This is a genomic window from Streptomyces sp. NBC_00286, from assembly GCF_036173125.1.
Classification (GTDB): domain Bacteria; phylum Actinomycetota; class Actinomycetes; order Streptomycetales; family Streptomycetaceae; genus Streptomyces.
Genome location: NZ_CP108054.1, coordinates 4,033,276 through 4,057,782, shown reverse-complemented (window position 1 = coordinate 4,057,782; position 24,507 = coordinate 4,033,276). Strand labels below are relative to the sequence as shown.

General features: G+C 68.1%; 19 protein-coding genes and 1 tRNA gene. 7 read left to right on the top strand and 13 right to left on the bottom strand.

Annotated elements, in window-relative coordinates; all coding sequences use genetic code 11:
* Positions 1-47: 47 nt before the first annotated feature.
* Together OHT21_RS18295 and OHT21_RS18290 are read right to left on the bottom strand one after the other, a co-directional pair.
* Positions 48-1,280 (bottom strand): phage terminase large subunit family protein, encoded by a 1,233-nt coding sequence (locus tag OHT21_RS18295; protein WP_328769395.1) that lies wholly within the window; start codon positions 1,278-1,280, stop codon positions 48-50.
* Positions 1,201-2,586 carry an LAGLIDADG family homing endonuclease gene (locus OHT21_RS18290; protein ID WP_328769394.1) on the bottom strand — a complete coding sequence of 462 codons (1,386 nt, stop codon included), beginning with the start codon at positions 2,584-2,586 and terminating at the stop codon, positions 1,201-1,203. The genes OHT21_RS18295 and OHT21_RS18290 overlap by 80 nt, the downstream gene beginning before the upstream one ends.
* Positions 2,587-2,957: 371 nt before the next feature.
* Between OHT21_RS18290 and OHT21_RS18285 the strand changes: the two genes are divergently transcribed.
* The gene (locus tag OHT21_RS18285; protein ID WP_328769393.1) at positions 2,958-3,500 is read left to right on the top strand and encodes an oxygenase MpaB family protein; all 543 of its coding nucleotides are present in this window, start codon (positions 2,958-2,960) and stop codon (positions 3,498-3,500) included.
* 58 nt (positions 3,501-3,558) lie between these two features.
* Here OHT21_RS18285 and OHT21_RS18280 read toward each other — a convergent pair whose 3' ends face one another.
* On the bottom strand, positions 3,559-4,473 hold the full coding sequence (locus OHT21_RS18280; protein WP_328769392.1) for a recombinase family protein: 915 nt from the start codon (positions 4,471-4,473) through the stop codon (positions 3,559-3,561).
* Positions 4,474-4,783: 310 nt separating this feature from the next.
* Here OHT21_RS18280 and OHT21_RS18275 point away from each other — a divergent pair, with 310 nt between their 5' ends.
* Positions 4,784-5,146: a hypothetical protein gene (locus OHT21_RS18275; protein WP_328769391.1), complete on the top strand. Its 363-nt coding sequence runs from the start codon at positions 4,784-4,786 to the stop codon at positions 5,144-5,146.
* Here OHT21_RS18275 and OHT21_RS18270 read toward each other — a convergent pair.
* Entirely contained in the window at positions 5,143-5,346 is a 204-nt protein-coding gene (locus tag OHT21_RS18270) for a helix-turn-helix transcriptional regulator (RefSeq protein ID WP_328769389.1), read from the bottom strand. The two genes, OHT21_RS18275 and OHT21_RS18270, sit on opposite strands and share 4 nt — an antisense overlap.
* A 350-nt stretch (positions 5,347-5,696) precedes the next feature.
* Here OHT21_RS18270 and OHT21_RS18265 point away from each other — a divergent pair, with 350 nt between their 5' ends.
* Positions 5,697-7,277 (top strand): site-specific integrase, encoded by a 1,581-nt coding sequence (locus tag OHT21_RS18265; protein ID WP_328769388.1) that lies wholly within the window; start codon positions 5,697-5,699, stop codon positions 7,275-7,277.
* 161 nt (positions 7,278-7,438) lie between these two features.
* Here OHT21_RS18265 and OHT21_RS18260 read toward each other — a convergent pair.
* From OHT21_RS18260 to OHT21_RS18235, 6 genes are all read right to left on the bottom strand, one after another.
* Positions 7,439-7,511, bottom strand: a tRNA-Arg gene (locus OHT21_RS18260).
* 169 nt (positions 7,512-7,680) lie between these two features.
* Positions 7,681-9,111 carry a glycoside hydrolase family 43 protein gene (locus OHT21_RS18255; RefSeq protein ID WP_328769386.1) on the bottom strand — a complete coding sequence of 477 codons (1,431 nt, stop codon included), beginning with the start codon at positions 9,109-9,111 and terminating at the stop codon, positions 7,681-7,683.
* Positions 9,112-9,717: 606 nt separating this feature from the next.
* On the bottom strand, positions 9,718-12,867 hold the full coding sequence (locus OHT21_RS18250) for a family 78 glycoside hydrolase catalytic domain (RefSeq protein WP_328769385.1): 3,150 nt from the start codon (positions 12,865-12,867) through the stop codon (positions 9,718-9,720).
* A gap of 288 nt (positions 12,868-13,155) precedes the next feature.
* Entirely contained in the window at positions 13,156-13,578 is a 423-nt protein-coding gene (locus OHT21_RS18245; protein WP_328769384.1) for a TIGR02611 family protein, read from the bottom strand.
* Between the two features lie 65 nt (positions 13,579-13,643).
* Positions 13,644-15,329, bottom strand: coding sequence for an IclR family transcriptional regulator domain-containing protein (locus OHT21_RS18240; RefSeq protein WP_328769383.1), 1,686 nt, complete (start codon positions 15,327-15,329; stop codon positions 13,644-13,646).
* A 93-nt stretch (positions 15,330-15,422) separates the two neighbouring features.
* Positions 15,423-16,703 carry a M6 family metalloprotease domain-containing protein gene (locus tag OHT21_RS18235; RefSeq protein WP_328769382.1) on the bottom strand — a complete coding sequence of 427 codons (1,281 nt, stop codon included), beginning with the start codon at positions 16,701-16,703 and terminating at the stop codon, positions 15,423-15,425.
* Between the two features lie 251 nt (positions 16,704-16,954).
* Here OHT21_RS18235 and OHT21_RS18230 point away from each other — a divergent pair, with 251 nt between their 5' ends.
* Together OHT21_RS18230 and OHT21_RS18225 are read left to right on the top strand one after the other, a co-directional pair.
* Positions 16,955-17,599 carry a TetR/AcrR family transcriptional regulator gene (locus OHT21_RS18230; RefSeq protein WP_328769381.1) on the top strand — a complete coding sequence of 215 codons (645 nt, stop codon included), beginning with the start codon at positions 16,955-16,957 and terminating at the stop codon, positions 17,597-17,599.
* A 168-nt stretch (positions 17,600-17,767) separates the two neighbouring features.
* Positions 17,768-19,309, top strand: a complete 1,542-nt coding sequence (locus OHT21_RS18225; protein ID WP_328769380.1) for an MFS transporter — start codon at positions 17,768-17,770, stop codon at positions 19,307-19,309.
* Positions 19,310-19,606: 297 nt separating this feature from the next.
* On the opposite strand, the gene OHT21_RS18220 is transcribed toward OHT21_RS18225, so the two are convergent.
* Positions 19,607-20,110 (bottom strand): MarR family winged helix-turn-helix transcriptional regulator, encoded by a 504-nt coding sequence (locus OHT21_RS18220; protein ID WP_328769379.1) that lies wholly within the window; start codon positions 20,108-20,110, stop codon positions 19,607-19,609.
* A 133-nt stretch (positions 20,111-20,243) separates the two neighbouring features.
* Between OHT21_RS18220 and OHT21_RS18215 the strand changes: the two genes are divergently transcribed.
* Positions 20,244-21,050, top strand: coding sequence for a dioxygenase family protein (locus OHT21_RS18215; RefSeq protein ID WP_328769378.1), 807 nt, complete (start codon positions 20,244-20,246; stop codon positions 21,048-21,050).
* Positions 21,051-21,095: 45 nt separating this feature from the next.
* Here OHT21_RS18215 and OHT21_RS18210 read toward each other — a convergent pair whose 3' ends face one another.
* Positions 21,096-21,671 (bottom strand): GNAT family N-acetyltransferase, encoded by a 576-nt coding sequence (locus OHT21_RS18210; protein WP_328769377.1) that lies wholly within the window; start codon positions 21,669-21,671, stop codon positions 21,096-21,098.
* Positions 21,672-21,840: 169 nt separating this feature from the next.
* Here OHT21_RS18210 and OHT21_RS18205 point away from each other — a divergent pair, with 169 nt between their 5' ends.
* Entirely contained in the window at positions 21,841-22,833 is a 993-nt protein-coding gene (locus OHT21_RS18205; RefSeq protein WP_328769376.1) for a sigma-70 family RNA polymerase sigma factor, read from the top strand.
* Positions 22,834-23,457: 624 nt separating this feature from the next.
* Here OHT21_RS18205 and OHT21_RS18200 read toward each other — a convergent pair.
* Positions 23,458-24,423 carry a helix-turn-helix transcriptional regulator gene (locus OHT21_RS18200; RefSeq protein WP_328769375.1) on the bottom strand — a complete coding sequence of 322 codons (966 nt, stop codon included), beginning with the start codon at positions 24,421-24,423 and terminating at the stop codon, positions 23,458-23,460.
* Positions 24,424-24,507: the final 84 nt, after the last annotated feature.

The following is a 24,507-nucleotide window of genomic DNA, read 5'->3' as shown; positions in this document are numbered from 1 at the left end:
GAGTACGGCTACCGACCGCAGGTCCGGTGCACAGACGCATGAGCGGGTCAACGGCGGCCCGTGAGACGGCCGTCGGACGGACGCGACGGTCCAGGCACCGAACCGTCCAAGAAGAGATCGGTGAGCGCCCATACGCAGGAGTCGAGAAGGTCGGGCGACGTCTCCTCCTGCTCGGAGGCACCCACGTAGGTCGTCATCTGCTCTTCCAAGGTCGCGAAGTTGCGCGGCGGGCCCGCGTGGCTGATGCGCGCCTGCTCGTACAGCATCGCGACCGGGGCGGCGCGGGCGCGCTTGTTGCGGGTGGCGTGGACGATGCGCCACTGCACGGTGGGATCGACCTCGGTGAGCAGGGCGGGCATGTACTCGCCGCCGTTGTTGGCCTCGATGACCACGCAGTCGGCCTGGTGCTCGTGGTACAGGGCGGCGGCGCGGCGCATGGCGGCCGTCGGGGTGTAGCGGTCCTGTTCGGCGTGGAGGACGTAGCCGCGAGGCCGTCGGTCGCCGTACATCAGCTCCAGGGGGTACGAGCGGCCGGCCACCGTGAAGGCCGTGAAGTCCGCGCTGTCCGTCGTGGTGACCGCTGGGTCGACGGCGACCACCAGGCGTTCCAGAGGAGGTACGGCCGGGCGGGCCAGGCGAAAGCCCTCGACCTCGAACATCCACTGCTTCCACAGCGCGCCCTCGACGTCCTCGAGCAGGACACCGTCCAGCTCTTGGCGGCCCAGTCGCGTGCCGCCGTACTCGGCGTCGAGCTCGGCGAGTGCGGCTGGGGAGAGGTTGGCGCGGTTGTCCTCCGTGCGGCCCGTTGTCAGGACGACGGACGAGTTCGGGAGGCGGCCACGCTCGACGAGGCGCTTGACGTGCGGCAGTGGCTTGGGGGTGGTGGAGATGACGACCTGTGGGCTCGGTGCCTCGCGCAGGCAGAACCACAGCATGTCGTACACCGATTGGGCGGTGTGGCGGTTCCAGGCGGCGTACTCGTCGAGCCAGCCCTTGTCGAAGGCGAAGCCGCGGAGGTTGTCGGGGGTCCCAGCGCTGAAGCCGTAGATCGCCGAGCCGTTCTTCAGGCGGAGGGTGGTCAGGCCGTTGCCGGGGCTGTAGCGGCGGATGTCCTCGGGCGGGATGACCGCTAGCAGGCCGGATTTGGGGACTCGAAGCAGATCTCCTTGACCAGCGTGGCGTTCTTCGCGACGACAGCGATCATCGTGCCCGGGTGGCCGCCCAATCCCGTACGCCCTCGGCGGCGGTGCGGGTGTTGTGTGTGGGGACCATCCCCTCACCCGCCAGATACATGCGGTTGGGCGAGTCGACGGACAGGTATCGCATCGGTTGCGGGGGGATCGGCTCCGCACGGACGATCATCCGATGGTGATTCCGTAGCTGCTGAGGCGCTCGGCCGAGAGCGTGTCGGCTCTGCTTGCGGGGAAGCCGGAACATCGGGATTGTGGACCTCCATGCCACCCGCCATCGCGACCCGTGATCTTTGCCCGCGTACTTGGCACGCTCCTCGTACAGTCGCGGCTTCTGCCCCAGCGATCGGGCGAGTTCCACTACAGCGTCGGCCAGTTGGCGTCTTGTCGTGCAGAACTCGACCTTCGAAGCCTCGGCGTACCCGTCCGCGTCCATCAAACCCGCGAGCAGATCCATGCGCTGCTGCCGGGAGGCCCGCAGGTAGACGCTCGGTACGTGCTTGTTGGCGAGCACGCCCAGGGCTCGAAGCCGCGGAAGCAGCCCGCTGATCGACCAACGAGGGCAGAATCCCTTGCGATGCTCCACCTGGAGCACCGGGTGGCCAGCAGCTTCGAACGCGGCGGGGATTTCTTCGTCGGCCGACGTGATGATCGCCTGCCTACTGTCGCCATCCCCCAGCCAGACACCAAACAGGTAGGAATCAACGGGGAGTTCAGCTTCAGGAAGTTCCAGTGGTCTGCAGGTCGGTACTGCGTGATTCGTGTCGCCGCGCTTGCCGACGGTGATGGTATCGACGATCTCCTGCGTGGTCACTACGCGAGGCCCTCTGCCGTCGGACCGTCCATTGCCCCACCGGCCGGGAGCTCTCCAGGACGGCCAATCTTCCGGGAACTGGCCATCAGTCCCGGCAGATCGGTTCAGCGCCTTGCGGGCCGCCGAGTCCCATGTGACCCACTGGTGGTCCGCGCAGGCGTCGATCGTCGTGCCGTCTGAAAAGTGCAGCCGATACGCGCATTCGGGCACGGCATCGAACACCGCAGTCATCGTGCACGGGCGCCCGGACTCGTCGAATACCTGGTCGCCGACGCGGAGTTCGCCGTTCTTCTTCCAGCCGTCCGGCGTGGGGATGAGTGTGTTCACGGCCAGAATCTTTCCCCAGGCGCGTCCAGTGAGGAGGAGCCATGAGGTCCATTCACCCCCAGGAGTGACCTGGCTGCCTCGGGCATGGTGGTGCAGCCAGCCCTCGTGGGGCGGGCCGTCGCAGTCTTGGCGGTCACAGGCCCAGCGACGCGCAGAGGCCGCGTCGGCGTCTATCAGTGCAGCGACCTCGGTCTGCAGTTCGGCGTCGGACATGCCAGCCGGGTCCGGTAGTGCGGCCAGCCGGTCGGCGGTCATGTCTGGTCGCCGCCCAACGTGCCGATGCGCGCATCGAGTTCGCGGCGCAGCTACTCCATGCGGGCGCGACGGTCTTCGTCCGTCAGGCCGGACACGTCCGCAGTTCCGTCGCGAAGTCCAGATTGGCCTCCGCGAGGCTCGGCACACTCACCTCCTCCAGGAGCTCGAGCATCTTGTCATCCAGCCCCGAGTACAGGCGCACCGAGACGTCCTCCAACTCCTCTACAGCGCCTTGAGGGTGGGCCGGGTCGTCCTCGCCTGTGATCGTTGTGGGAGAGCTGCAGCGCGATCTGCTTCTGGCGGGGCAACGGGTCCGTGACCTCCAGCCAGAAGACCGTCGACAGCCCGGCCTCGATGGCGGCCTTCGTACGGTGGTTGCCGGACAGGACGATCCGGCCGGTCGCGACGCGGTGGCCCGGCTGAACCGGCTCCATGACCGCCTGCCCGTTGGCAACGATGAGTTCGTGTACGTCCTGGGGGCGTTCTGCGTCACGCCGATGCGCTGGATCGATCACCACGGCATACGGCGCACCACTGGGCGGGAGAAGATCTCGGCCCACGCCTTCTACTTCGACTTGGCGGAGCGGATGGGCATCAAGGCCGTCCCTGCCTCCTACACCGAGCTGGCCCGATGGATGGACGACTTCGAGCACCACCACATGGCGCCGAGTCCCGAAGGGCGGACGCTCATGGAGGCGACTCGGAACCTGCTCTCCGACCGATTCCCACCCATGGCCGCCCCTGTGGTGCAAGCCGCGGCCAGCGCTCTTCTCGACGACCCCCTGCGTCAGTCAGTGGGGATTCCTGCCCCACCGCGCGCCATCCGGCTCATGGTCACTGCGGCCCTACGCCTCCGGGCCGGAGGCGCGCGGAGGCGTACGGCCAGGGTTCCACCCACTCCGCGCCATGAATGACCTATGCGGGAGCAGTCGCCGAAAGGGTCGGCAGCCAAGCCGAAGCGCAGGCAGCCCGCTACCGCCAGAAGATCTCGAACCGGGCCTCGTCGAACTTCCGCGACCCGCGCACCGTCGCCGGACCCACGCGCACTTCCCGCACGGTGAGCTGCACCAGGTTCCTGCGCTGCTCACGGCCAGCAGTCTCGTTCCACCAGGTCTCGACGCCCTGCGGGGTCAACTCCGGCAGCTCCTCGAGGGCCTTGCCCCGCCGTACGGCCGCCATCGCCTCACCGCGCCGCTTCTCCAACGCGGCCTTGGCCGCCCGGAACTCGCTCAGGTTCAGCTCCTTGCCGCCGTACGCCGTCGCCAACTCCTCCTTGTGGCCCCGCAGTTCCTTCTGGAAGCGCTCCGCCTCCCGGGCCTCCGCGGCCAACCGGTCACGGAACGCGGCGAGCCGCTTGAGCTGCTTAGGGCTCGCCAGCCGGGCGACGACGCGTTCGCCGATGTACTCGTCCAGCGGCTCGGCGGAGATCCGTACCTTGCCGCAGACCTCGCACACGTACCCGCGTCCGCCGTTCGCCGTGGACCGGGCCACCAGCGGCTGCTTGCACAAGGCGCAGGTCGCCGTACCGCCGGACAGGTAGTGCACGTGCCGGGACTTGGTGCCCTGGCTCTTCTGGTTCTCCTGGAAGAGCTCCTGCAGCGCGTCGAACGTCTCGCGGTCGATCAGCGGCTCGGCCGGGCCGCGGACCAGCTCACCCTCGGCGTTCTCCCGAAGGCCGGCGATCGCCGGGTTCCGCAGACGGCGGCGCAGCGTGGTCGGCGACCACGGCCGCCCCGACACCGTCGGTCCGGCGTTCTTCGTCATCCACTCGGTGGCCTCGGTGAGCGTCTTCTCCTCCTCGAGGAGAAGCTTGGCAACCGCCGCCAGGTAGGCCGCCTCCTCGGGAACGGCGGTGACACCGTCCGTCTCATGCCCGTACGCCCTCATGTACTCTCCAGCCCAAAGTCCCCCTGCTTCCTACGCGCAGGGTATGCCAAAACGCAGCATTGTCACCCCTACATCTGAGACTCGGCTGTGAACCGAGGTCAGCAGCTGCACGGCGGACTGTACAACGGGAAGATCGGTTACTGGAGAGTGCCGGCACCTCGGCCTGCGCCAACTCACTGTCGGGGAAAGGGGTTTGCGGAGCCGACGTTGGGATGGGTGCGAGCTGATGCCGCGTCACCGGCCCCCTTGCCCAGGCGGCAGGGCTGTGGCTGACTAGCGTCGATGCCGCCAGTGCCAAGGGGGAGCAGGCATGGGCAACTGGGCCGTGATCGCGCAGTGCGGAAGCAACCCTGACTTTTACGGGACCACGATCATCCGCCGCGGGCTGGGAACGAAGGACAGTGCACTGGAGGAACTCCACGCTGTCGTCCACACGTACCTGCCGAACAAAAGGATCAGAGAGAAGTGGCGCCAGGTGTACCGCTTCGCCGACCAGGAGTCGTACCTGGTGGTGATCAAGGGCCAGATGACGGAGTGGGAGTGCACCCTGCGCGTCGCGGAACTGATCTCGGACTCGACCGACCCGACCAGAGCTGAGCGAGCGCAGGTGGCAGACAGCGTGCCCGAGGTAGCTGACACGCCGCCGACTACTCCAAGGGACAGCGCACCCTAATCCGACGGTCGCACTCCGAGGGCATCCCACAGCTCCGAAGTAAGCACCCTCCGCTTGCCCTTGCCGTATGGGCGCACCGGCACCGGGAACTCGCCGGACTTGATCAGCTCGTACGTCGTGTTCCTGCTGAAGCCGAACGCCTTGCCCGCCGTCAGGACGTCGACCGTCACCGGCAACGCGAGCACCTCGTCCCGGGTCATCGGCGCACCACCGCCGACGATGCGTTCCGGATGGCCGGATCTTTTCGATCTCGCATGGTCAGACTCTCCTGTTCCGCCCCCGCGCCTCCCAGGAAGTGCCGACGGAGTCTAAGTTCTCTCTCGGCGGCCGATCAAGATCTGCATCGATGGTGATGAGTAAGAGAGCTCATGTACGCCACCACATATGTGGGCTCTTCAGGGGGCTGGTCGCCTCACTATCTACCCACGTTGATGGGGGATCGGTGTCAGTGCGTGCGTTTCTGTGTGTTCAAGAAGACGAGAGACGGCGAACTGCTTCAACATATGATCTCCCTCGCTTGGCAGCTCAAGTGGCACACAGGAGGGGAACTGTGTTCAAGGGTTCGGTCTACAAGCGCTGCGCATGCAGAGGGCCCGTCCTGGGGGAGGACGGCGAACCCGTCCTCGACGACGGTGGCCGTCCCAAGCAGCGGCAACTCGGGGCGGAGTGTCCTCAGTTCGGCAAGCGTGACCATGGCCTCTGGTACTTCACCATGGAGCTGCCGCCCGGGCCGGACGGCAAGAGACGCCGAGTCCGCAGAGGAGGCTTCCTCACCAAGAAGAAGGCAGAGGAAGAGGCCCAGACGCTGTGGGGCGAGGCGCAGGACGGCATCGACGTGCTCTCGGACGAGACCGTCGAGCACTTCCTGCTCCGCTGGTTCGACAAACGCGTCGACCTCAAGCGCTCCACCCGCGAGAGCTACCGCGACCACATCCGCCGGGTCTTCATCCCGGCCCTGGGGCAGATCAAGATGCGGGACCTGCGTACTCGGCACCTGCAGGAGATGTTCGAGCAGATCTGGCGCGACAACGAGCAGCACGCCGCCAATCGGGACGCCGCCGAGCTGGCCAGGCTGGAGTGCGAGGCCGCCCACCGTGCCTGGAAGGATGCCCTCAAGCCGCGCCCGCCCGAACTGCGCCAGCAATGGAACGCGGCCAAGGAGAAGCTCCGCGAGGCCCGAAGGAAGCCGAGGTACATCACCGGCCCCGGCGCCCAACTCAAGCTGAAGAACGAGCTCAGCGCCGCCCTCGACTACGCCAAGAACACCGAAAAGCTCATCAGCGACAACTGGGCCAAGCACGTCGTCCTACCGAAGTACACCCCGCCCAAGCCGCTCGTCTGGACCGACGAACGCGTCGCCCACTGGCGCGAGACGGGGGAGAAGTCGGGCGCGGTCATGGTCTGGACGGCCGAGCAGACCGGCGCCTTCCTGGACGCTGTCGCCGAGCACCGGCTCTACCCGATGTTCCACCTCATGGTCTTCCGCGGCACCCGCCGCGGCGAGTCCTGCGGCCTGCCCTGGCGCGAGACCGACATGACCCTCGGCACCGTCCACATCAGCGAACAGCTCGTCGCCGCCTCCTATGACGTCTGGGAGGACACCCCCAAGAGCGACAGCGGCGCCCGCACCATCCGGCTCGACAGCCAGACGCACCAGCTCCTCAAGTTCTGGCGGCGCCGTCAGCAGACCGAGCGCGCGGAGTGGGAGGAAAAGCACCGCAAAGAGCCCAAGAAGTACGGCCCGTACGTCGACTCCGGACGCGTCTTCACCTGGGAGGACGGCCGCCCGTACCACCCGGAATACCTCTCCCAGATCTTCAACCGGCTCATCCAGAAGCACGACCTGCCGCCGATCCGGCTACACGACCTGCGCCACTGCGCCGCGACGCTGTCCCTCGCGGCCGGCATTCACATGAAGACCATCCAGGTCATGCTCGGGCACTCCTCGTACAAGCTCACCGCCGATACGTACACCAGCGTCCTTCCGCAATTCGAACAGGAAGCCGCAGACGCGCCCGTGGCGATCGTTCCACGCAAGGCGCAGCAGAATCCTGGCCACGAGTCGCCACGACGCCCCAAGGCCGTTCCGGACCCCGAGCCCTCAGCCGCCGAAGAGGAGCCAGCCGCGTAACAGGGCTGTGAGCTGCAACGGAGCCGGAGTGAGTCGGCACATATTCAGCACACACGCTGCCGCTGGCCTCGGTCCCACATTGGTCCCACTGGCCACGAAAAAACCCCCTCGAAGATCAATTCGAGGGGGCTGTTCGATTTATATTGCCTGGTCAGGCCCTGTGCCCCCGGCAGGATTCGAACCTGCGACACCCGCTTTAGGAGAGCGGTGCTCTATCCCCTGAGCTACGAAGGCCGACGGCGGCCCGAAGGCCGGATTGACCAGGGATAGCGTAGCGGATGTGCGTCGGCGAGGGGTCTCCGTATTGGGGCGGGGGAGTGGGGCGGCGGGCTGGAGTGCTTCTGACCTGGGGTCTCTGGGGCTTGTGGTGCGGGATTGTGGGCGTTGAGGGCGGTTGGACCCGTCAGTTCGTTGCGCGGAAGGTGGCGTCGCCTCGGGCTGTCGCGGTGGTGATCGGGTCGAGGCGGAGCTGGTAGGCGTAGTGGCGGATGTAGCGGTCGGGGTGGTTGTAGGACTGGAACGACGACCAGGTCGCGTCGGCCAGGCCGGCGACTTGGCGGAAGGTGGCGTCCGCGGCGAACTGGGCGGTGCCGTCGTTGCGGACCAGCTGGAAGTCGTAGTTGGAGTGGCGCAGGAAGTAGCCGGGGAAGTTCACCGACTCGAAGGAGACGGTGCCGGAGCCTGCCAGGCCGGGCCGCGGCCGGAACTGGGCGTCCGGGCCGGTGATGTTCTGGTCGATGCGCACGTCGAGGTTGGCGTGCCGTACGTACCGGTCCTGGAAGTTGAACGACTGGAGCCGCTTGGCCGGGGTGTCGGCCCAGCGGGCAAGGACGCGGCTCTCCTCGGCGGCCGTGAGGGTCAGGATCGAGCCGTGGCGCTTCTTGTTGCCGCCCATGTCGTAGCCGCCCGACGCCGGGAGGCGGTAGGTGCCGGAGGCGGACGGGTTGGTCGTCGTGACCGGCATGTAGCCGCGGCCTGAGGCGTACTGGTCGAGGTACAGGGCCCACTCGTTGCGGTCCCGGAACTTCATCCACATCGGGCCCTCGACCTGGGAGCCGGTCAGTCCGATGCCGGAGAGGTCGCCGAGTCGCGTCCACGTTCCCAGGATCGAGTTGCTGCCTTCCAGGGTGATCTGGCCGTCGCCGGAGGCCCGTACGTAGCGGTGGCTGCCGACTCCTGCCGGCATCTCGACGATCTGGGTGTCGATGAGTTCCTGGGTGCCGGGGCGGTCGATGTAGATCTGCGGGGTGGTGATGGAGCGGAAGTCGCTGGTGCGGGCGTAATAGATACGGTGCTTCGTCTTGCCGTCGAGGGGCACGTTCGTCGCCCAGTACAGGACGTAGTCGTTGGTGGCCGGGTTCCAGATCGCCTCCGGCGCCCAGGCGTTGCGGCCGTCGGGGATGGCTCCGGCGACGTTGAGCAGTCGCGGCGCGGACCAGTTGACCAGGTCGGTCGACTCCCACACCACGAGGTTGCGGCTGCCGCGGTTGATGGCGTCGTCCCACGACTGGCCGCAGCCGATGCACAGGTCGGTCGCGATGATCCAGTACTTGTCGCCGCCCGGGGAGCGGACCAGTGCGGGGTCGCGTACTCCACGCGTGCCCACCGTGGAACGCAGGGTCATGCCGCCGCCGTTGAGGTCTTTCCAGCGCAGGCCGTCCGTGCTGTGTGAGAAGTAGAGCTGCTGGCCGGTCTCCCCCTCACCGACGAAGTGCGTCATCAGGTAGCCCGGGTCGGCGGCATCGGCCCGCTGTGGTGCGGTCAGGGCCTGGCCTGTGAAGAGCAGGCAGGCGGCGATCCAAATCGCCGCCAGCCGTGCGAGAAACGGGGACATGGCGGTCTCCTGCCTTTCTTCGTGTGCCCGAACGACGCCGGACTCCGCGTCGATTCGCCGCTCGGGCAGGGCGAGTACGGGGTCACGCCCGAGTGGCTCAGCGGGGTCACGAACGACGCCGGGGCGGCTCGTACGCATACGGAGGAGGTGGTTGCATGCCCATGACAGGCATGGCGCCGGGCCGTTCCCGTTGCGGCCCGGAGATCGGTGGTGGTCGGCTCTTCGTGCGGTCGAGGAGGTAGCGGACGAGGACGCCGACGCGGCGACCGCTCACGCAGCAGGTGGAGTGGTGAGCGGGCGAGTGTCAGCGATCTATGTCCGATATATAGAACAGTGTTCGGAAAGTCGGCGAGACGCTATAGGCGGCCGCGAGAAGGTGTCAAGAGTTAGGACAAGGGCCGGATTGTGTGGCTGGGTCGACGCCGTTAGTCCTGGTCAACGGTCTGTCACCGCGTCGTGTGGATGGCGTAATCGGCGAGCAACCAGAAGTGGACCTCACCTGCTCCGTCCTTAGCAGGACGGTGACGCGCTCTCCTGCCAGCAGCCGGTACCCGAACTGGCAGGAGAGCGCCGTCAGTTACTCATGTCGCCCGCACGTGCCGTGCCCTACCCACGAACGCTGAAGCTGTACGAGCCCGACCCGACCTCGAACACGGCCGCCCCGTCCTCCATGCGCAGGAACCGCACGCCCTTGGCGGCGTCCGCGGGCCGGCCGCCCTCGGTGACCGAACCACGCGTCTTCGCCGGTACGTGCACCTCCGCGACGGTGTTGACCGGCACCGTCACCTTCAGGTTGAACTCGCCGTCGCTGCCGGCGCTCCACTTGGACGACAGAAGGCCGTAGACGGTCTTGAGGCTTCCTGAGCCCTCCGTCAGGTTGCCGCCGGGCACCGGTGCGATCCGGGAGCGCTTGTAGCCGGGCTCGATCGCCGAGAGGCCGCCGATGTTCTGGAACATCCAGTCGCCCACGGCGCCGTACGCATAGTGGTTGAAGGAGTTCATGTCGACGGGGCCGAAGCTGCCGTCGGGCATGATCGAGTTCCAGCGTTCCCACATCGTGGTGGCGCCGTTGGCGACTTCGTAGCCCCACGACGGGTAGTCCTTGTGCTGCAGCATCTTGTACGCGAGGTCGTCGCGGCCGATCTTGCTCAGCGCGGGCAGCAGCAGCGGTGTGCCGATGAAGCCGGTCCTCAAGTGGTAGTCGGTGAGGGCCAGTTTGGCGACGAACTTCTCGCCGGCCTTCTCGACCAGTGCCGGATCCGAGATCAGGTCCATGCCGAGGGCCAGCGCGTACCCGGTCTGCGAGTTGCGCATCACGGTGCCGTCCGCTGCGACGTACGCCTTGGTGAAGGCGTCGCGGATGTCGGCCGACAGCTTGCCGTACTCGGCCGCCGCCGCGTCGTCGCCCAGGGCCTTGGCCACCTCGGCCATCATGCGGGCGTTCTCGGCGTAGTAGGCGGTGCCCAGGATGCCCTGCTCGGTCGGGTCGTCCAGATGCAGCCAGTCGTTGGTGAAGAACGTGGTGCGGCCGGGCTCGAGCAGGTCCGCTCCGGCGCTGTCGCGCACGAACTGGAAGAACTTCCGCATGGCGGGGTAGTTCTCGCGCAGGATGCTGGTGTCGTCGTAGGCGCGCCACACGTGGTACGGCACGGTGATCATCACGTCGGACCAGCCGACACCGCTCTCGCCGAACTGGCCCTGAGGGGTCGGCACGACCGCCGGCAAGTCCCCGTTCCCGTACTGGGAGTTACGCACCTCCGCCATCCAGTGGGACAGGAACGCACGGGTGTCGACCAGGTAGTTGGCCGTCGGCGCGAACAGGCTGATGTCTCCTGTCCAGCCGAGGCGTTCGTCACGGGCGGGGGTGTCGGTGGGGATGGAGAGGAAGTTGCCGCGCTGGCTCCAGGAGATGTTGCTGACCAGCTGGTTGAGCATGCCGTCCGAGGTCTTCAGCGTGCCGGTGGACGGGAGGTCGGATCCCCAGACGACGCCCTTGACGGCGGAGAGCGCGGGCGGCTCGGTCACCCCGGTGATCTCGATGTAGCGGAACCCGTGCTGGGTGAAGGTGGGTTCGTAGGTGACCGTTCCGTTCTTGGCGAAGGTGTAGCGGTCGGTGACCTTGGCGCTGCGGAAGTTGTCGGTGTAGAGGGTGCCGTTCTTGTTGAGCACCTCCGCGTATCGGATCTTGACCGTCTGGCCGGCGGAGCCGGTGAGGGTCAGGCGCGATACGCCGACCATGTTCTGGCCGAGGTCGTAGACGTACGTTCCGGGGGTGGGCTCGGTCAGCTTCCGTGCCCTGAGCACCTGGGTCCGGCGCACCGGCTCGTCGCTCTGCGGCACCAGGAGGGCGGTACGGGACTCAAGGCTCGCGGCGGGCTCCCACTTCGCGTCGTCGAATCCCGGCCGGCTCCAACCCGAGGGCTCCAGATGGGCGTCGTACGTCTCGCCGTCCTGCAGATCGGCCTTCACATACGGCCCGTCCGCCGCCTTCCACGAACCGTCCGTGGCGATCCACTGGACCGATCCGTCGGTGTAGGTGATGCGCATCTTCGCCACGAGTGCGGGGGTGTCCCCGTACTGGCGGCTCCAGCCGAGCCCGACCTTGCCGGCCCACCAGCCGTCGGCCAGGGACGCGCCGATCGTGTTGTCGCCGCTGGCGAGCAGCTTCGTCACGTCGTACGTCTGGGACTGGATGCGCTTGTGGTAGTTGGTCCAGCCGGGTGCGAGCACCTGGTCGCCTACCGGTTTGCCGTTGAGCTCCAGTTCGTACAGGCCGAGGGCAGACGCGTAGACGCGCGCCGAGGCGACCTTCTTGCCGGTCCTGGTCGCGAAGTCCTTGCGCAGCAGCGGCTGCGGCCGGGCAGTGGGTTGGTAGAGGGCGTCGGTGGTGCCGGACACGACGAGGGCGGAGTCGGTGATGTCACCGCCGGTGAACGGGTTCCGACCCGACGAGAAGTCGGTGTCGAGCAGGGTGTCGCCGTCGGCGCTGGTCACGACGGCTTCGTGGATGGTTCCCCGTTCGTCGCAGCATGCGTGGGTACGGAAGCCGATGTAGCCCTTGGCGAACGTGGAGTCCGTGAAGGTGTTGACCAGCTGGCCGTCGAGGGTGGTCTTGATGGTGCTGCCCGCCACGTCGTAGCGGACGGTGTGCCGACCGTCGAGGAGGCTCGCGTTGGTGAAGCCGTGCGGCTCGAGATCCACCTGCTGCACCACGGAGTACGTGCCTTTGACCTGCTTGTGGAGTCTCAGCGTCGGAGTGGAGCCCGTGACGCTGAACTGCCACATGTAGCCGTTGCTCACATCCGGGGCGCGCAGGAACATCCCGAAGGCAGAGCTGTCGAGCTCGAACTCGACCGTGGCGGTGTAGTCAGTCCACTTGTCCAACTCACTCGGGGCGGCGGGGCGAGTGATCCACTGGGCGCCGTCCCAGTCGCCAGGGCTGAGCAGGCCCGTCTCGAAGTGCGCGAGCGCGCTCCACGGACTCGCGATTCCCTTGTCGTCCCAGGCCCGCACGCGCCAGGAGTAGCGGGTGCCCGCCTTCAGGTCAGGACCGCCGTGCCGCACGCCGACTTGGCGGTTGGACGCCACCTTGCCGGACGACCACACATCGGCAGCCCCTGGCGTGCGCCCGACCTGGATCTCGTATGCCTTCTGCGAGGTCGCGCGTCTGGTCGACGCCGACTGCCAGCCGAAGACCGGGTCCTCGGCATCGATGCCCATTGGGTTCACTCGGCCGTTGGTGGTCAGGGTCTTCACGGTGAACGGCGCCTCCAAAACCGATGCCGCGGGGGACGCGGCCGCCGGCAGGACCGATAGGCCTCCGACCACGGCGAATACGACCAGGCCTCTCAGGAGTACGAGGGAAAGCGAGCGTCTACGAAGCATGCCATCTCCAACCTGAATCGTTTCAAACCCGCGCCAGCCTTGTGGGCAACGTTTTACGTACGGAAACGGATCAACCTTGGGGCGGACGTGTCCGGTGCGTCAAGAGGTGCGTCAGGTAAGTGCCTTCCGGGCGCCAACTCGGGCCGGCAGGCGCACAGCTCAGCGGTTGATCCCCCACGGCATGACGAAGCCGTATTTCCACACGTACACCGACAGAAGCGCCGCGCAGATCGCGACGCCGACCGCGGTCAGGACGAGGTTCCGGCGGCGGACGCGCGGGTCCAGGGCCCGATGGGCGGCCTCGGTGACCTTGCGTTTGGCCCAGCGGAGGACGCGTTGCGCCCAGGCGAACTCGGTGGCCCACAGCGCCATTCCGGCGAAGATCACCAGCCAGCCGGGGCCGGGCAGCGGCAGCAGGATCACGCCCATGACGATGACGGCGAGGCCGATCAGCAGGACACCGGCCCGCCAGCCCAGGTGCAGCGGCCGCGAGCGCCTGATGAACTCCGGTGCCCTGGAGCCCAACGGCCTCTCGTCCGTCACTTCGCCCACTTCACCGCCGGCCCTGTCTGCGTTCGGCACGTGGATCAGCCCTTCGAAGGAAACGCTGCTCTCACTTCATGGTGCGACCTACGGCGCCGTCCGGCTCACGACGCCGGTACGCGGGTGAACCGCCCCGCCACCCGCAGGTCCGCCTCGATCGCGTCCACCGTCGTGCGCAGCTGAGGCAGCACCTCCGCGACGCACTGCTCCGGAGTGCGTCGCGAGCTGTGCATGGCAACGTTCACCGCGGCCACCACCCTTCCCGTGCGGTCGCGGACCGGGACGGCGATGGAGCGCAGGCCCTCCTCCAGTTCCTCGTCGAGCAGGGCGTAGCCGTCATGCCGTACGCGGTCCAGGACGGCCGCCAGCGCGGAAGGGTCCGTGATCGTGCGCGGGGTCAGCTGCGGCACGGCGGGAGTGGGGCGTTCGGAGGGGGACAGGTCCGCGAGCATGACGCGGCCCAGGGAGGTCGCGTACGCGGGCAGACGCGTCCCGATCGTGATGTTGACGCTCATGATGCGGCTCGTGGCGACCCGCGCCGTGTACTGGATCTCGTCGCCCGCCAGGACCGCCAGCGACGCCGATTCGTGTAGCCGACCCGCGAGTTCGGCCAGGTACGGTCCCGCGATCTGCGGGAGCGTCGTGCGGGACAGCGGCGGAAAGCCGAGGCCCAGGACGCGGGGCGTCAGCGCGAAGGTCCGTCCGTGCGAGGTGACGTACCCCAGGTGCTCCAGCGTGATCAGCGCCCGGCGAGCCGTCGCGCGCGCGAGCCCTGTAGCCCGCGCGACCTCCGTGAGCGTCAGCTCGGCCCGCCCCTCGCCGAACGACGTCAGCACCGTCAGCCCGCGCGCCAGCGACTCGACGAACTCCCGGCCCAGCTCCTGCTTCGACGCCCCCGTCCAGACGGCGAGCCCGGACGGAGCGGCCGGAGGAACGGCGATGGCCGCCTGCAGACCGGTGCGCAGATCTCCTTCCATCGCGCGCACGGTCTCCCGCAACCGAGGCAGCAAGGTCTCCCGCAACGAGTCCGCCGTATGCCGGCTGGTGTGACTCACCACGCTCACCACACACGCGATACGCCCGCTGCCGTTCTCGCGTACGGGCATGGAGACGGCGACAAGCCCCGGCTCGATCAACTGGTCGTCCAGCGCCCACCCCCGCTCGCCCGCCTCCCGCGTACGCCCCTCGAACTCCCCGTCCGCGGTGGGACGTTCAGCGGGCGGCAGGGCCGGAAAACCCCGGTCCTCGGGGTCCGCGGCCCGCCGCTCGCGCCACCGTGCCCAGTCCTGCTCGCTCCACTCCGTGGCGAACAGCGGGCCCGGCGCGGTGCGTTCGGCCGGCAGCAGATCGCCGATCCGGAAGCTCAGCGACATCGCGCGCCGCCGGGTCGCCTGGTGGATAAAGCGGATCCCGTCCCGGTCGGCGACCGCCAGCGACACCGACTCGTCCAGTTCGTCCGCGAGCGCGTCAGCCCTCCCGTCGAGCAGCCGGGGCAGCCGCAGCGCGGCCAGATAGGAGTTGCCCAGCTCCATCAGCCGCGGCGCGAGCACGGCGTCCCGCCCATCCAGGCGTACGTACCCCATGCGCTCCAGCGTCGCCACGATCCGGTCGACGGTGGACCTGGCCAGCCCCGTGGACCGCTCCAGGCCGCTGAGACTCGACGTCCCGCCCGCCTCGGTGAGCCGGCGCAGCACGGCGATCCCGCGCATCAGGGGGGCGACGGCTTCCGCGGGCACGGGAGCGCCGGCATCGGGGGTGCCGGGCGCCGGCGTGAGATCGGTCGATGACATGGGCTCTGGGGTTCTCGGCTTTCCGTGGCGGTGTGTGGAACACCGTAACCACCGCCAACCATCCACCGCCCTGCCAGCCGGAGCCGCCCCACCTCACCGACGCGTGACGTACACCCGCGCCTTCCCGTCCCCGTCACTCTCCCCGACCCGGATCCGGATCCCCTCCCGTACGTCCTTGAACTGCCGCCCCGGCCCGAACGCCGCGTCCGACAGCTCCGCGTGCACGTTCGGGCTGCGCGTGCAGCCGCCGCTGTCCTTGGTGGAGTCGACCACGTGGATGGGGCCGTGTCCGGTGTCGACGTCCGCGTCCACCGTGTAGACGAGAACGCCCGGCTTGCAGACGTCCTCGTCGTTGCCGCCGGGGGTGCGCAGCTCGACCGCGTACCCGCGCTTCGCGTCGAGCGGCACGAAGACCAGCTTGCCGCCGCCGGGTTCGGGCAGTGGGGTCAGGACGTGCTCGCTGGTGCCGGGCGCGGTCACGCAGGCGACCTGGTCGTCGTCGAGCCAGCCGAGCTTCCACTTGTGCCAGGCCAGCAGATCGTTACCGGCACCCCAGTCCTCGCTCATGATGTCCCAGTGCCCGACCGCGCCGCCCCCGTCCTGGGTGTAGAGGTCGGGCAGGCCGAAGACATGGCCGTTCTCGTGGGGGAGTACGCGATAGCCGGTTTTGTCGTACGAGCCGGAGCCGTCGTCCTGGCGGCTGTAGATGAAGGACGCGTTGGCGACGGGCACGCCGTCGGCGACCGGCGCCTCCGCGTTGCCCGCGAAGGTCACCGACAGGACGGTGTCCAGGGCGGAGGGGCCCGCGTTCGGGGTGACCAGGACATTCAGCAGGTCGTACGCCTTGAAGTCGACCTTCGGATCGGCCACGGCTACGAGGTCCTCGACCAGCTTTCGGTATGCGGGATCGAAGGGGGCGCCGCGCTCTATCCCGTACGCCTTGAAGGGCTTGGGCATGCGCAGCCAGTCGCGGACGGGGGCGGAGGGGCGGTAGTCGAGCCGGCCGTACGAACTGGTGCGGAACCAGCGGGTGGTCTGCGGGAAGAACTCCCGGTAGCGGTCGAGCGCGCTGCCCCGGCCGGGCGCGTCGGAGAAGTCGACCATGAGGTTGAGGGCCCGGACGGTGCCGGTGGAGCGGGCGTAGCCGGGCGGGGTCGGAATGCCTTCCGAGAGCTGTACGTCCACTGCGCCGCTGATCCTGCAGGGGCTGAGGGCCGCCGGGCGGGCCGTCGCGACCGGTCCCGCCGCCGTGAGCGAGCCGGCCGGCAGCCGGCCGCTGTCCGCCGATGTGCTGAGCACGAGCGTCAGCAGGGTCACGGAGGCGAGGGCGGCTATGCGGCGGCGCGAACGTATCCGGCGGCTGGCGGGCTGCATGCAGGGGGCCTTTCGCTCCAGGCAGCCTGCTGTTTCCGGCTGCACCCTGTGCGATCACCCTGTTCCGTCCGCCGGGCGGGCGCGCGCTGGAGGAGACCGAACGTGGGTCTCTGGAGGGGCTGTGGCCTGGATCACAGAAATATTCCTCAGGTGGGAAATATCCGGGGAGCGTCTCCCCGTTTAGACCTGTGTCCGAGCGAAACGGGGAGCCCTTCCCCGGATCGCGAACCATCAGCACTCAGGAGTACGCCGTGCAGACCGCAACCCCCGAGCAGCGCAAGGCGCCCCGGCCGCGCGCCGACGCCCTGCGCAACCGGGAGCGGATCGTCACCGCCGCCCGGGAGATGTTCGTCGAGTTCGGCCCCGATGTGCCGCTCGACGAGATCGCCCGCCGGGCCGGCGTCGGCAACGCCACGGTGTACCGCAACTTCCCGGACCGCGACGCACTGGTGCGGGAGGTCGTCTGCTCGGTCATGGACCGGGTCTCCGAACAGGCCGAGGAGATGCTCGCCACGAGCGGCGACGCCTTCGAGGCGCTGTCCCGCTTCGTACACGTTTCCGCCGACGAACGAGTCAGCGCGCTCTGCCCGATGATGTCCGAGACTTTCGACAAGCAGCACCCGGATCTGGTCGCCGCGCGCGAGCGGATGGAGCGGCTGGTCGAAAAGCTCATGGAGCGTGCACAGGAGGCCGGGCAACTGCGCCTGGACGTGGGCGTCGGAGACCTGATGATCTCCGTTTCCCAGCTCTCCCGGCCGCCGGCGGGCGCCGTGTGTCTGGCGCACGACCGCTTCGTACACCGTCATCTGCAGCTGTTCCTGGACGGCATGCGGACACCGGCCCGGTCCGAACTGCCCGGCGCGGCCGCCACCTTGGAGGACCTGCGACGAGCCTGACCGATTAGTTCCGCGCCCAGCGCAAGTCACCACTCACGACTCGCGACTCGCGACTCACAACTCACAACTCACACAAAGACTTCCGGCCGTCACCGACGAAGACGTCACCGACGGATCGTCCCTTTACGTCATCTTTTTTCGCTACGAAGTACCGGAGTGGGTACCCCCATGTCTGAAACAGACCAGGCCACCGCCACCAAGGCGCCGGCTTCCGATCCCAACCGCTGGAAAGCGCTCGTCTTCATCGCGCTCGCCCAGCTCATGGTCGTACTCGACGCGACCATCGTGAACATCGCCCTGCCCTCCGCCCAGCAGGACCTGGGGATATCGGACGGCAACCGGCAGTGGGTCGTCACGGCCTACGCCCTCGCCTTCGGCGGTCTCCTCCTCTTCGGCGGCCGGATAGCCGACCTGTGGGGCCGTAAGCGGGCCTTCGTCGTCGGCCTCATCGGGTTCGCCGCGGCCTCCGCGCTCGGCGGCGCGGCCACCAACGAGGCGATGATGTTCGGCGCCCGCGCCCTCCAGGGCGTGTTCGGCGCACTGCTCGCGCCCGCCGCGCTCTCCCTGCTCGCCGTGATGTTCACGGACGCCAAGGAGCGTGCCAAGGCGTTCGGTATCTACGGTGCGATCGCCGGTGGCGGCGGCGCCGTCGGCTTCATCCTCGGCGGCGTGCTGACCGAGTACATGGACTGGCGCTGGACGTTCTTCGTCAACATCCCGTTCGCGATCGTCGCCGCGGCCGGCGCGTACTTCGTCATCCGTGAGCCGGAGGGCGGCCGCAACCGCAACCCGCTCGACATCCCGGGTGTCCTGCTCTCCACCCTCGGCCTGGTCGCGCTGGTCTACGGCTTCACCCGCGCCGAGTCCGACGGCTGGGGCGACTCCGTGACCGTCGGCATGTTCGTCGCCTCCGCGGTCCTGCTCGCGGCCTTCGTGCTCGTCGAGTCCCGGGTCAAGGCCCCGCTGCTGCCGCTGCGCGTGATCACCGACCGCAACCGCGGCGGCGTCTACCTCTCGCTCGGTATCGCGATCATCGCGATGTTCGGCACGTTCCTGTTCCTGACCTACTACCTGCAGATCGTGAAGGGCTACTCGCCGATCAGCACCGGCTTCGCCTTCATGCCGATGATCGTCGGCATGATGGTCGGCTCGACCCAGATCGGCACGCGTCTGATGACCCGCGTCCCGGCGCGGCTGCTGATGGGCCCCGGCTTCCTGGTCGCCGCGGTCGGCATGCTCCTGATGACGCAGCTGGAGATCGGCTCGTCGTACGCCTCGATCATCCTGCCGGCGATGCTGCTGCTCGGTCTCGGCATGGGTACGGCGTTCATGCCGGCCATGTCCCTGGCCACCCTGGGCGTCGAACCCCGGGACTCCGGTGTCGCCTCCGCGATGGTCAACACCTCGCAGCAGGTGGGCGGCGCGATCGGCACGGCCCTGCTGAACACGATCGCCGCGTCGGCCACGACCTCCTACATCGCGGACAACATCGGCTCCGCGACCTCCCGCTCCCAGCAGCAGCTGGTCCAGCTACAGGGCCAGGTGCACGGCTACACCAACGCGATCTGGTTCGCCGTCGGCATGCTGGTGCTCGCCGCCGTCATCGTCGGCACCCTCGTCAACGCCGGCAAGCCCGACATGTCGGCGACGCCCGCCGGCACGGGTGACGAAGCCGAGGACGAGCTGCCGGTCCCGGTGGTCGCCCACTGACGGGACGACACGGGGTCTCCCACTGACCCTCGTACGTACGCAGTGGTGGGGACGACTTCGTACGTACGAATCCGGGATCTGCCCGGCTCCATGAGCGGTGGAGCCGGGCAGATCCATGCGCCCCTTCAGGGGCGGGGCTGTGTCAATTTGCGGCTCCGCCGCGATGGGGGTCCTCCCGCTCATGGGGGTCCCCCCGCTCGAGCGAAGCCGAGAGTGGGGGAGGAGCCGAGAGTGGGGGAGCGACCAGCCACGACGGACCCGCAGTTCGACATACATTTCCGGAGGCCTGGCGAGCGCCTAGCGCAGCCAGGGCAGATCCGCGCTCGCGTCCTTGGGCTCGAGCCCCTCGGCGATGATCTGCAGGGCCTCGCCGAAGGCCTTCTGCTGGTCCGGGGAGAGCCGGTCGAAGATGGCCCGGCGGACGGCGTTGACGTGACCGGGCGCGGCCTCTTTCAGGACGGTCATGCCCTGGTCCGTGATGATCGCGAACTGTCCGCGCTTGTCCGAGGGGCAGTCCTCGCGCCGCACCCAGCCGTTCTTCTCCAGCCTGGCGACGGCATGCGAGAGCCGGGACCGCGTGATCTTCATGCTCATCGCGAGTTCGGTCATCCGCAGCCGCATGTGCGGTGCCTCACTGAGGATCGCGAGCAGAACGTAGTAGATGTGCGGCATCTTGGCGTCGCGCTGCAGCTGACGGTCGAGATGGTCCTCAAGGAGGGCGGAGGCGTGCACATACGCACGCCAGACGCGCTGTTCCTCATCGCTGAGCCAGCGCGGCTCTTCAACGTGTGCCGTATCCATGTATCTACTGTAGACGACCCCTCCTTGAATTTTAAACGAAAGAGAGGTATTGTCCTTTTCAGATAAGTTTAGCTTTCAAGTACAGCTTCAAGTGCTGAGGTCAACCACGAGATCCCGGAGGGGAGCCGCCGCCATGTCCGCCGCCACCGAGGAGCGTTCCGCCCCCGAGCGCATGCCCACGCTCTACCTCTCGCACGGAGCCCCGCCGCTGGCCGACGACCCCATCTGGCCCGGCGAACTGGCCGCCTGGTCGGCCGGCCTGCCCCGCCCCAAGGCGATCCTCATGGTCTCCGCCCACTGGGAGGAGGCCCCGCTGGCCCTCGGCGCGGTCGAGACCGTCCCCCTCGTCTACGACTTCTGGGGCTTCCCCGAGCACTACTACCGGGTCCGTTACGAGGCTCCCGGCGCCCCCGAACTCGCCGAGTCCGTACGCAAGTTGCTGCGCGCCCCCGGCACCCCCGTACAGGACATCCCCGACCGCGGCCTCGACCACGGGGCGTACGTCCCGCTCGTCGAGATGTTCCCCGCCGCCGACATCCCCGTACTGCAGATCTCGATGCCCACGCTCGACCCGGTCCGCCTCATGGACATCGGCCGCAAGCTGGCCCCGCTGCGCGACGAGGGCGTCCTGATCGTCGGCTCCGGCTTCTTCACGCACAACCTCGCGGCCCTGCGCCACACGGGCGGCGGCGTGCCCTCCTGGTCGAGCGAGTTCGATGACTGGGGACGCAAGGCCCTGGACGCCGGTGACATCGACGGACTGCTCGACTTCGAGCGCAAGTCCCCGGCCGGCCGCCTCGCCCACCCCCGCACCGAACACTTCGCCCCGCTCTTCGTGACCATGGGCGCCGCGGACGCGGCCGGCGAACTGAAGAACCAGAAGTCCGTCATCGAGGGCTTCTGGGTGGGCATGGCCAAGCGGTCGGTGCAGTTCGGCTGAGCCGGTGAGGTTCGGCTGAAGGGTGTTCCCGTACGAGGGGAGCCCCTAGAGTGCTTTCTCGTACCAGGCCACGTCCCAGTACCGTCCGAACTTCCGCCCGACCTCGCGATACGTGCCGACGTAGCGGAAACCGAAGCGCTCGTGGAGTCGTACGGAGGCATCGTTCGGCAGGGCGATCCCCGCGTACGCCCGGTGCAGGTCCTCGCGAGCCAGATCCTCGAACAGGGACTTGTAGAGCAACGTGCCGATGCCGCGCCCGCCCGCATCCGGGGCGAGGTAGACGGTGACCTCGACGGAGGTGCCGTAGGCGGGCTTGGCTCGGTAAAGGCTGGATGTGGCGTAACCCAGAATCTGCCCACCCGTCACCCGACCACCGCCCCTCAACGAGGCGCTCCGCGCCGCTGAATTGGATTCATGGTCCACGTCCACGGCAACCTTCAGGCGGTGCGGACCGTCTTCAGGGTGGGAGAGCAGCCAAGGGCGGCGTTCTTCCGGAGTGAAGACCGCGGTATCGAAAGTGATGGGCGTCTCGCGTACGTAGTGGTTGTAGAGGTCGGTGAGAGCGACGAGGTCAGCCTCGACTCCCGGTCTGACCAGCACCTCTGTACGTTCCGACGACATCTGGCCTCCCTTTGTGGCGGCACAGGGTACTGCAAGATCAGAAAAATTGAGGGGCGGGTTGGGAATTCTGTCCGGATTCCAGTCGTTGAATCCATCGGATGCAGGGCACCCGGAAGGGTGGCCGAACCCCCACAGATGACCCGCAAGCCCACCACGCAAGGGAGCACGCATGGCAACCCGTGCCGTCGCCCGTCACAAGTCCGCCTCTGGCGAGACCGACGCGGTACGCAGCGTTCGCGCGGGCGAGATCGCCGACCGGGACCTGGTCGGCATGTACCTCGACGAGATAGCGCGTACACCGCTGCTCGACGCCGCCAAGGAAGTCGAGCTGTCCCAGATCATCGAGGCGGGTGTGTTCGCCCAGCAGATCCTCGACGGTGAGGTGACCGACGCCAAGGCCGACGCCTCCCGTGAGGAACTGGAAGCGCTGGTGGCCGACGCCGAGCGGGCCAAGGACATCTTCATCCGCTCCAACCTGCGCCTGGTCGTCGCGGTCGCCCGCCGCTACCCCCGTAGCGGGCTCCCGCTCCTCGACCTGATCCAGGAGGGGAACGCGGGCCTGGTGCGCGCGGTCGAGAAGTTCGACTACCGCAAGGGCTTCAAGTTCTCGACGTACGCGACCTGGTGGATCCGTCAGGCCATCACGCGCTCGATAGCCGACCAGTCGCGCACCATCCGGCTCCCCGTCCACCTGGTGGAGGAGCTGGGCCGGATCCGCCGAGTACAGCGCGAGTTCAACCGCGAGCACGGCCGGGAGCCGGAGCCCGCGGAGATCGCCGCGGAGCTGGGCTCCAACCCGGAGCGCGTCATCGACGTACTTGACTGGGCCCGCGACCCGGTCTCGCTGAACATGTCGGTGGACGACGAGGGTGAGACGCAGTTCGGCGACCTGCTCGAGGACACCTCGGCGGTCTCGCCCGAGCAGTCCGTACTCACACTGCTGCGCAGCGAGGAGCTCGACGACCTGATCGGACGGCTCGACCAGCGCACGGCCTCGATCATCAAGATGCGGTACGGCATCGAGGACGGCCGCGAGCGCACGCTCACCGAGGTCGGCAAGGAGCACGGCCTCACCCGCGAGCGCATCCGCCAGATCGAGAAGCACGCACTGCTGGAGCTGAAGAAGCTGGCCCGCCAGACCGGCTTCGACGCGGCGGCGTAACGCCCGGCCACCACCTCGCGATGAGTCGCACACCACACGCTTCAGACCCGCATCAACCGCTCGAGCCCGGGCACAAGCCCCCAGGGCTCCCAGGACCAAGTCCCGACGCTATCCCCCCCCGGCGCCGGGACTTCCCCAGAGCCGAGCCTCCGGCGCCTCTCCCCCTGGCGCCGGGGCTCGGCTCCATCTTTTGTGAGGACACGGGCATAGGAGAAGGGCCACCCCGGACCTGAACCCCGGGGTGACCCTGTGGACACATTGTGTCACGGAGGCGGTCCCTGCGGCCCTTGCAGGCTGAGGGGAACTGGTCACCTTCTCGGCCGTGAAGCAGCTGCACTTGCGCGCTCAGCTATCCACACCTCGTCGCGCTCCCGACTGCCCCCTACGACAGGGCGGTCACAGGTCGCATCCACTGCATGGTGGCTGGACCGCCATGCAATGCGGGACCGGTGACAAGGCCCCACGCCAGGAAAGTCCTGGCGACATCGATCCGGTCAACACCACGTACAACCGTCTCCCCGGCCAGGCCGGTTCGTGCCTTCAAGGGCTCACGGAACGACCCGATCATCGTACCCATTACGCTGCGGTGCTACGCGCCACTTGTCCGCATTTCCAGCGGAGTGCTCAGCGGGAGGCCGCCCGAGAAAGGCGACCCCCCAAGTCCCGTACACACTGCACAAGTTCCGCAGGTGCATGCACCGTGAACTCGCAGTCCACCATCGCCAACCGCACCGCCATCCACTCCACCGAGTCGCCCACGGAGGCCCGGAGCCGGCAGCTCTGGTCGTCGACCGGCTCAGGCGCACCGAGCCACTTGGGGAGGCGGGCCGCGATGAAGTCCGCGGGTGCCGCGAACGTCACGTCCAGCTCGTACGTCTGCTGCCACGCGTACATCGACTGCCGCAGATACTCGGCCGCATCCCCCGTCGGCAGTTCGCGCGGCGCGAAGCGGGCGCCCGTCGCGAAGGGGTCGGAGACCCGGTCGACACGGAACGTACGCCAGTCCTCGCGGTCGAGGTCGTATGCGACGAGGTACCAGCGGCGGCCGGTCGACACCAGACGGTACGGCTCCGTCAGGCGCTTCGAGGGCGTGCCGTCCCCCGAGCGGTAGGCGAACCGCAGCCGCTCATGGCCCGCGACCGTCGAGGCCATCACGGTCAGCGTCTCGGGCGCGATGCTCGCCCCGTCCCCGCTGGTCAGGGGAGTGGTCGCGGCCTGAAGCGTGGAAACCCGGTGGCGCAGCCGGCCCGGCAGGACCTGCTCCAGCTTGGCGAGCGCCCGTACGGACGCCTCGTCGACGCCCTCGAGGGCGTGCCCGGCACCGGCCCGCAGCCCGACCGCGATCGCCACCGCCTCCTCGTCGTCGAGCACGAGCGGCGGCATCGCCTTCCCGGCGACCAGGCGGTATCCGCCGTCCGCGCCCATCGTCGCCTGCACGGGGTACCCCAGTTCCCGCAGCCGGTCCACATCCCGCCGTACGGTCCGCCGTGACACCCCGAGCCGGTCGGCGAGCTCGCCGCCGGGCCACTCGCGCGGGGTCTGGAGCAGGGAGAGGAGCGTGAGGAGCCGAGCCGGTGTGTCGGTGGTCATGGGTGTCTCCCTTTCAGCGTTTCCGTTTTCTTGGCTACTTCGAGGATGCCCCACGACTAGGACACGATCTGACCTACTAGCCCT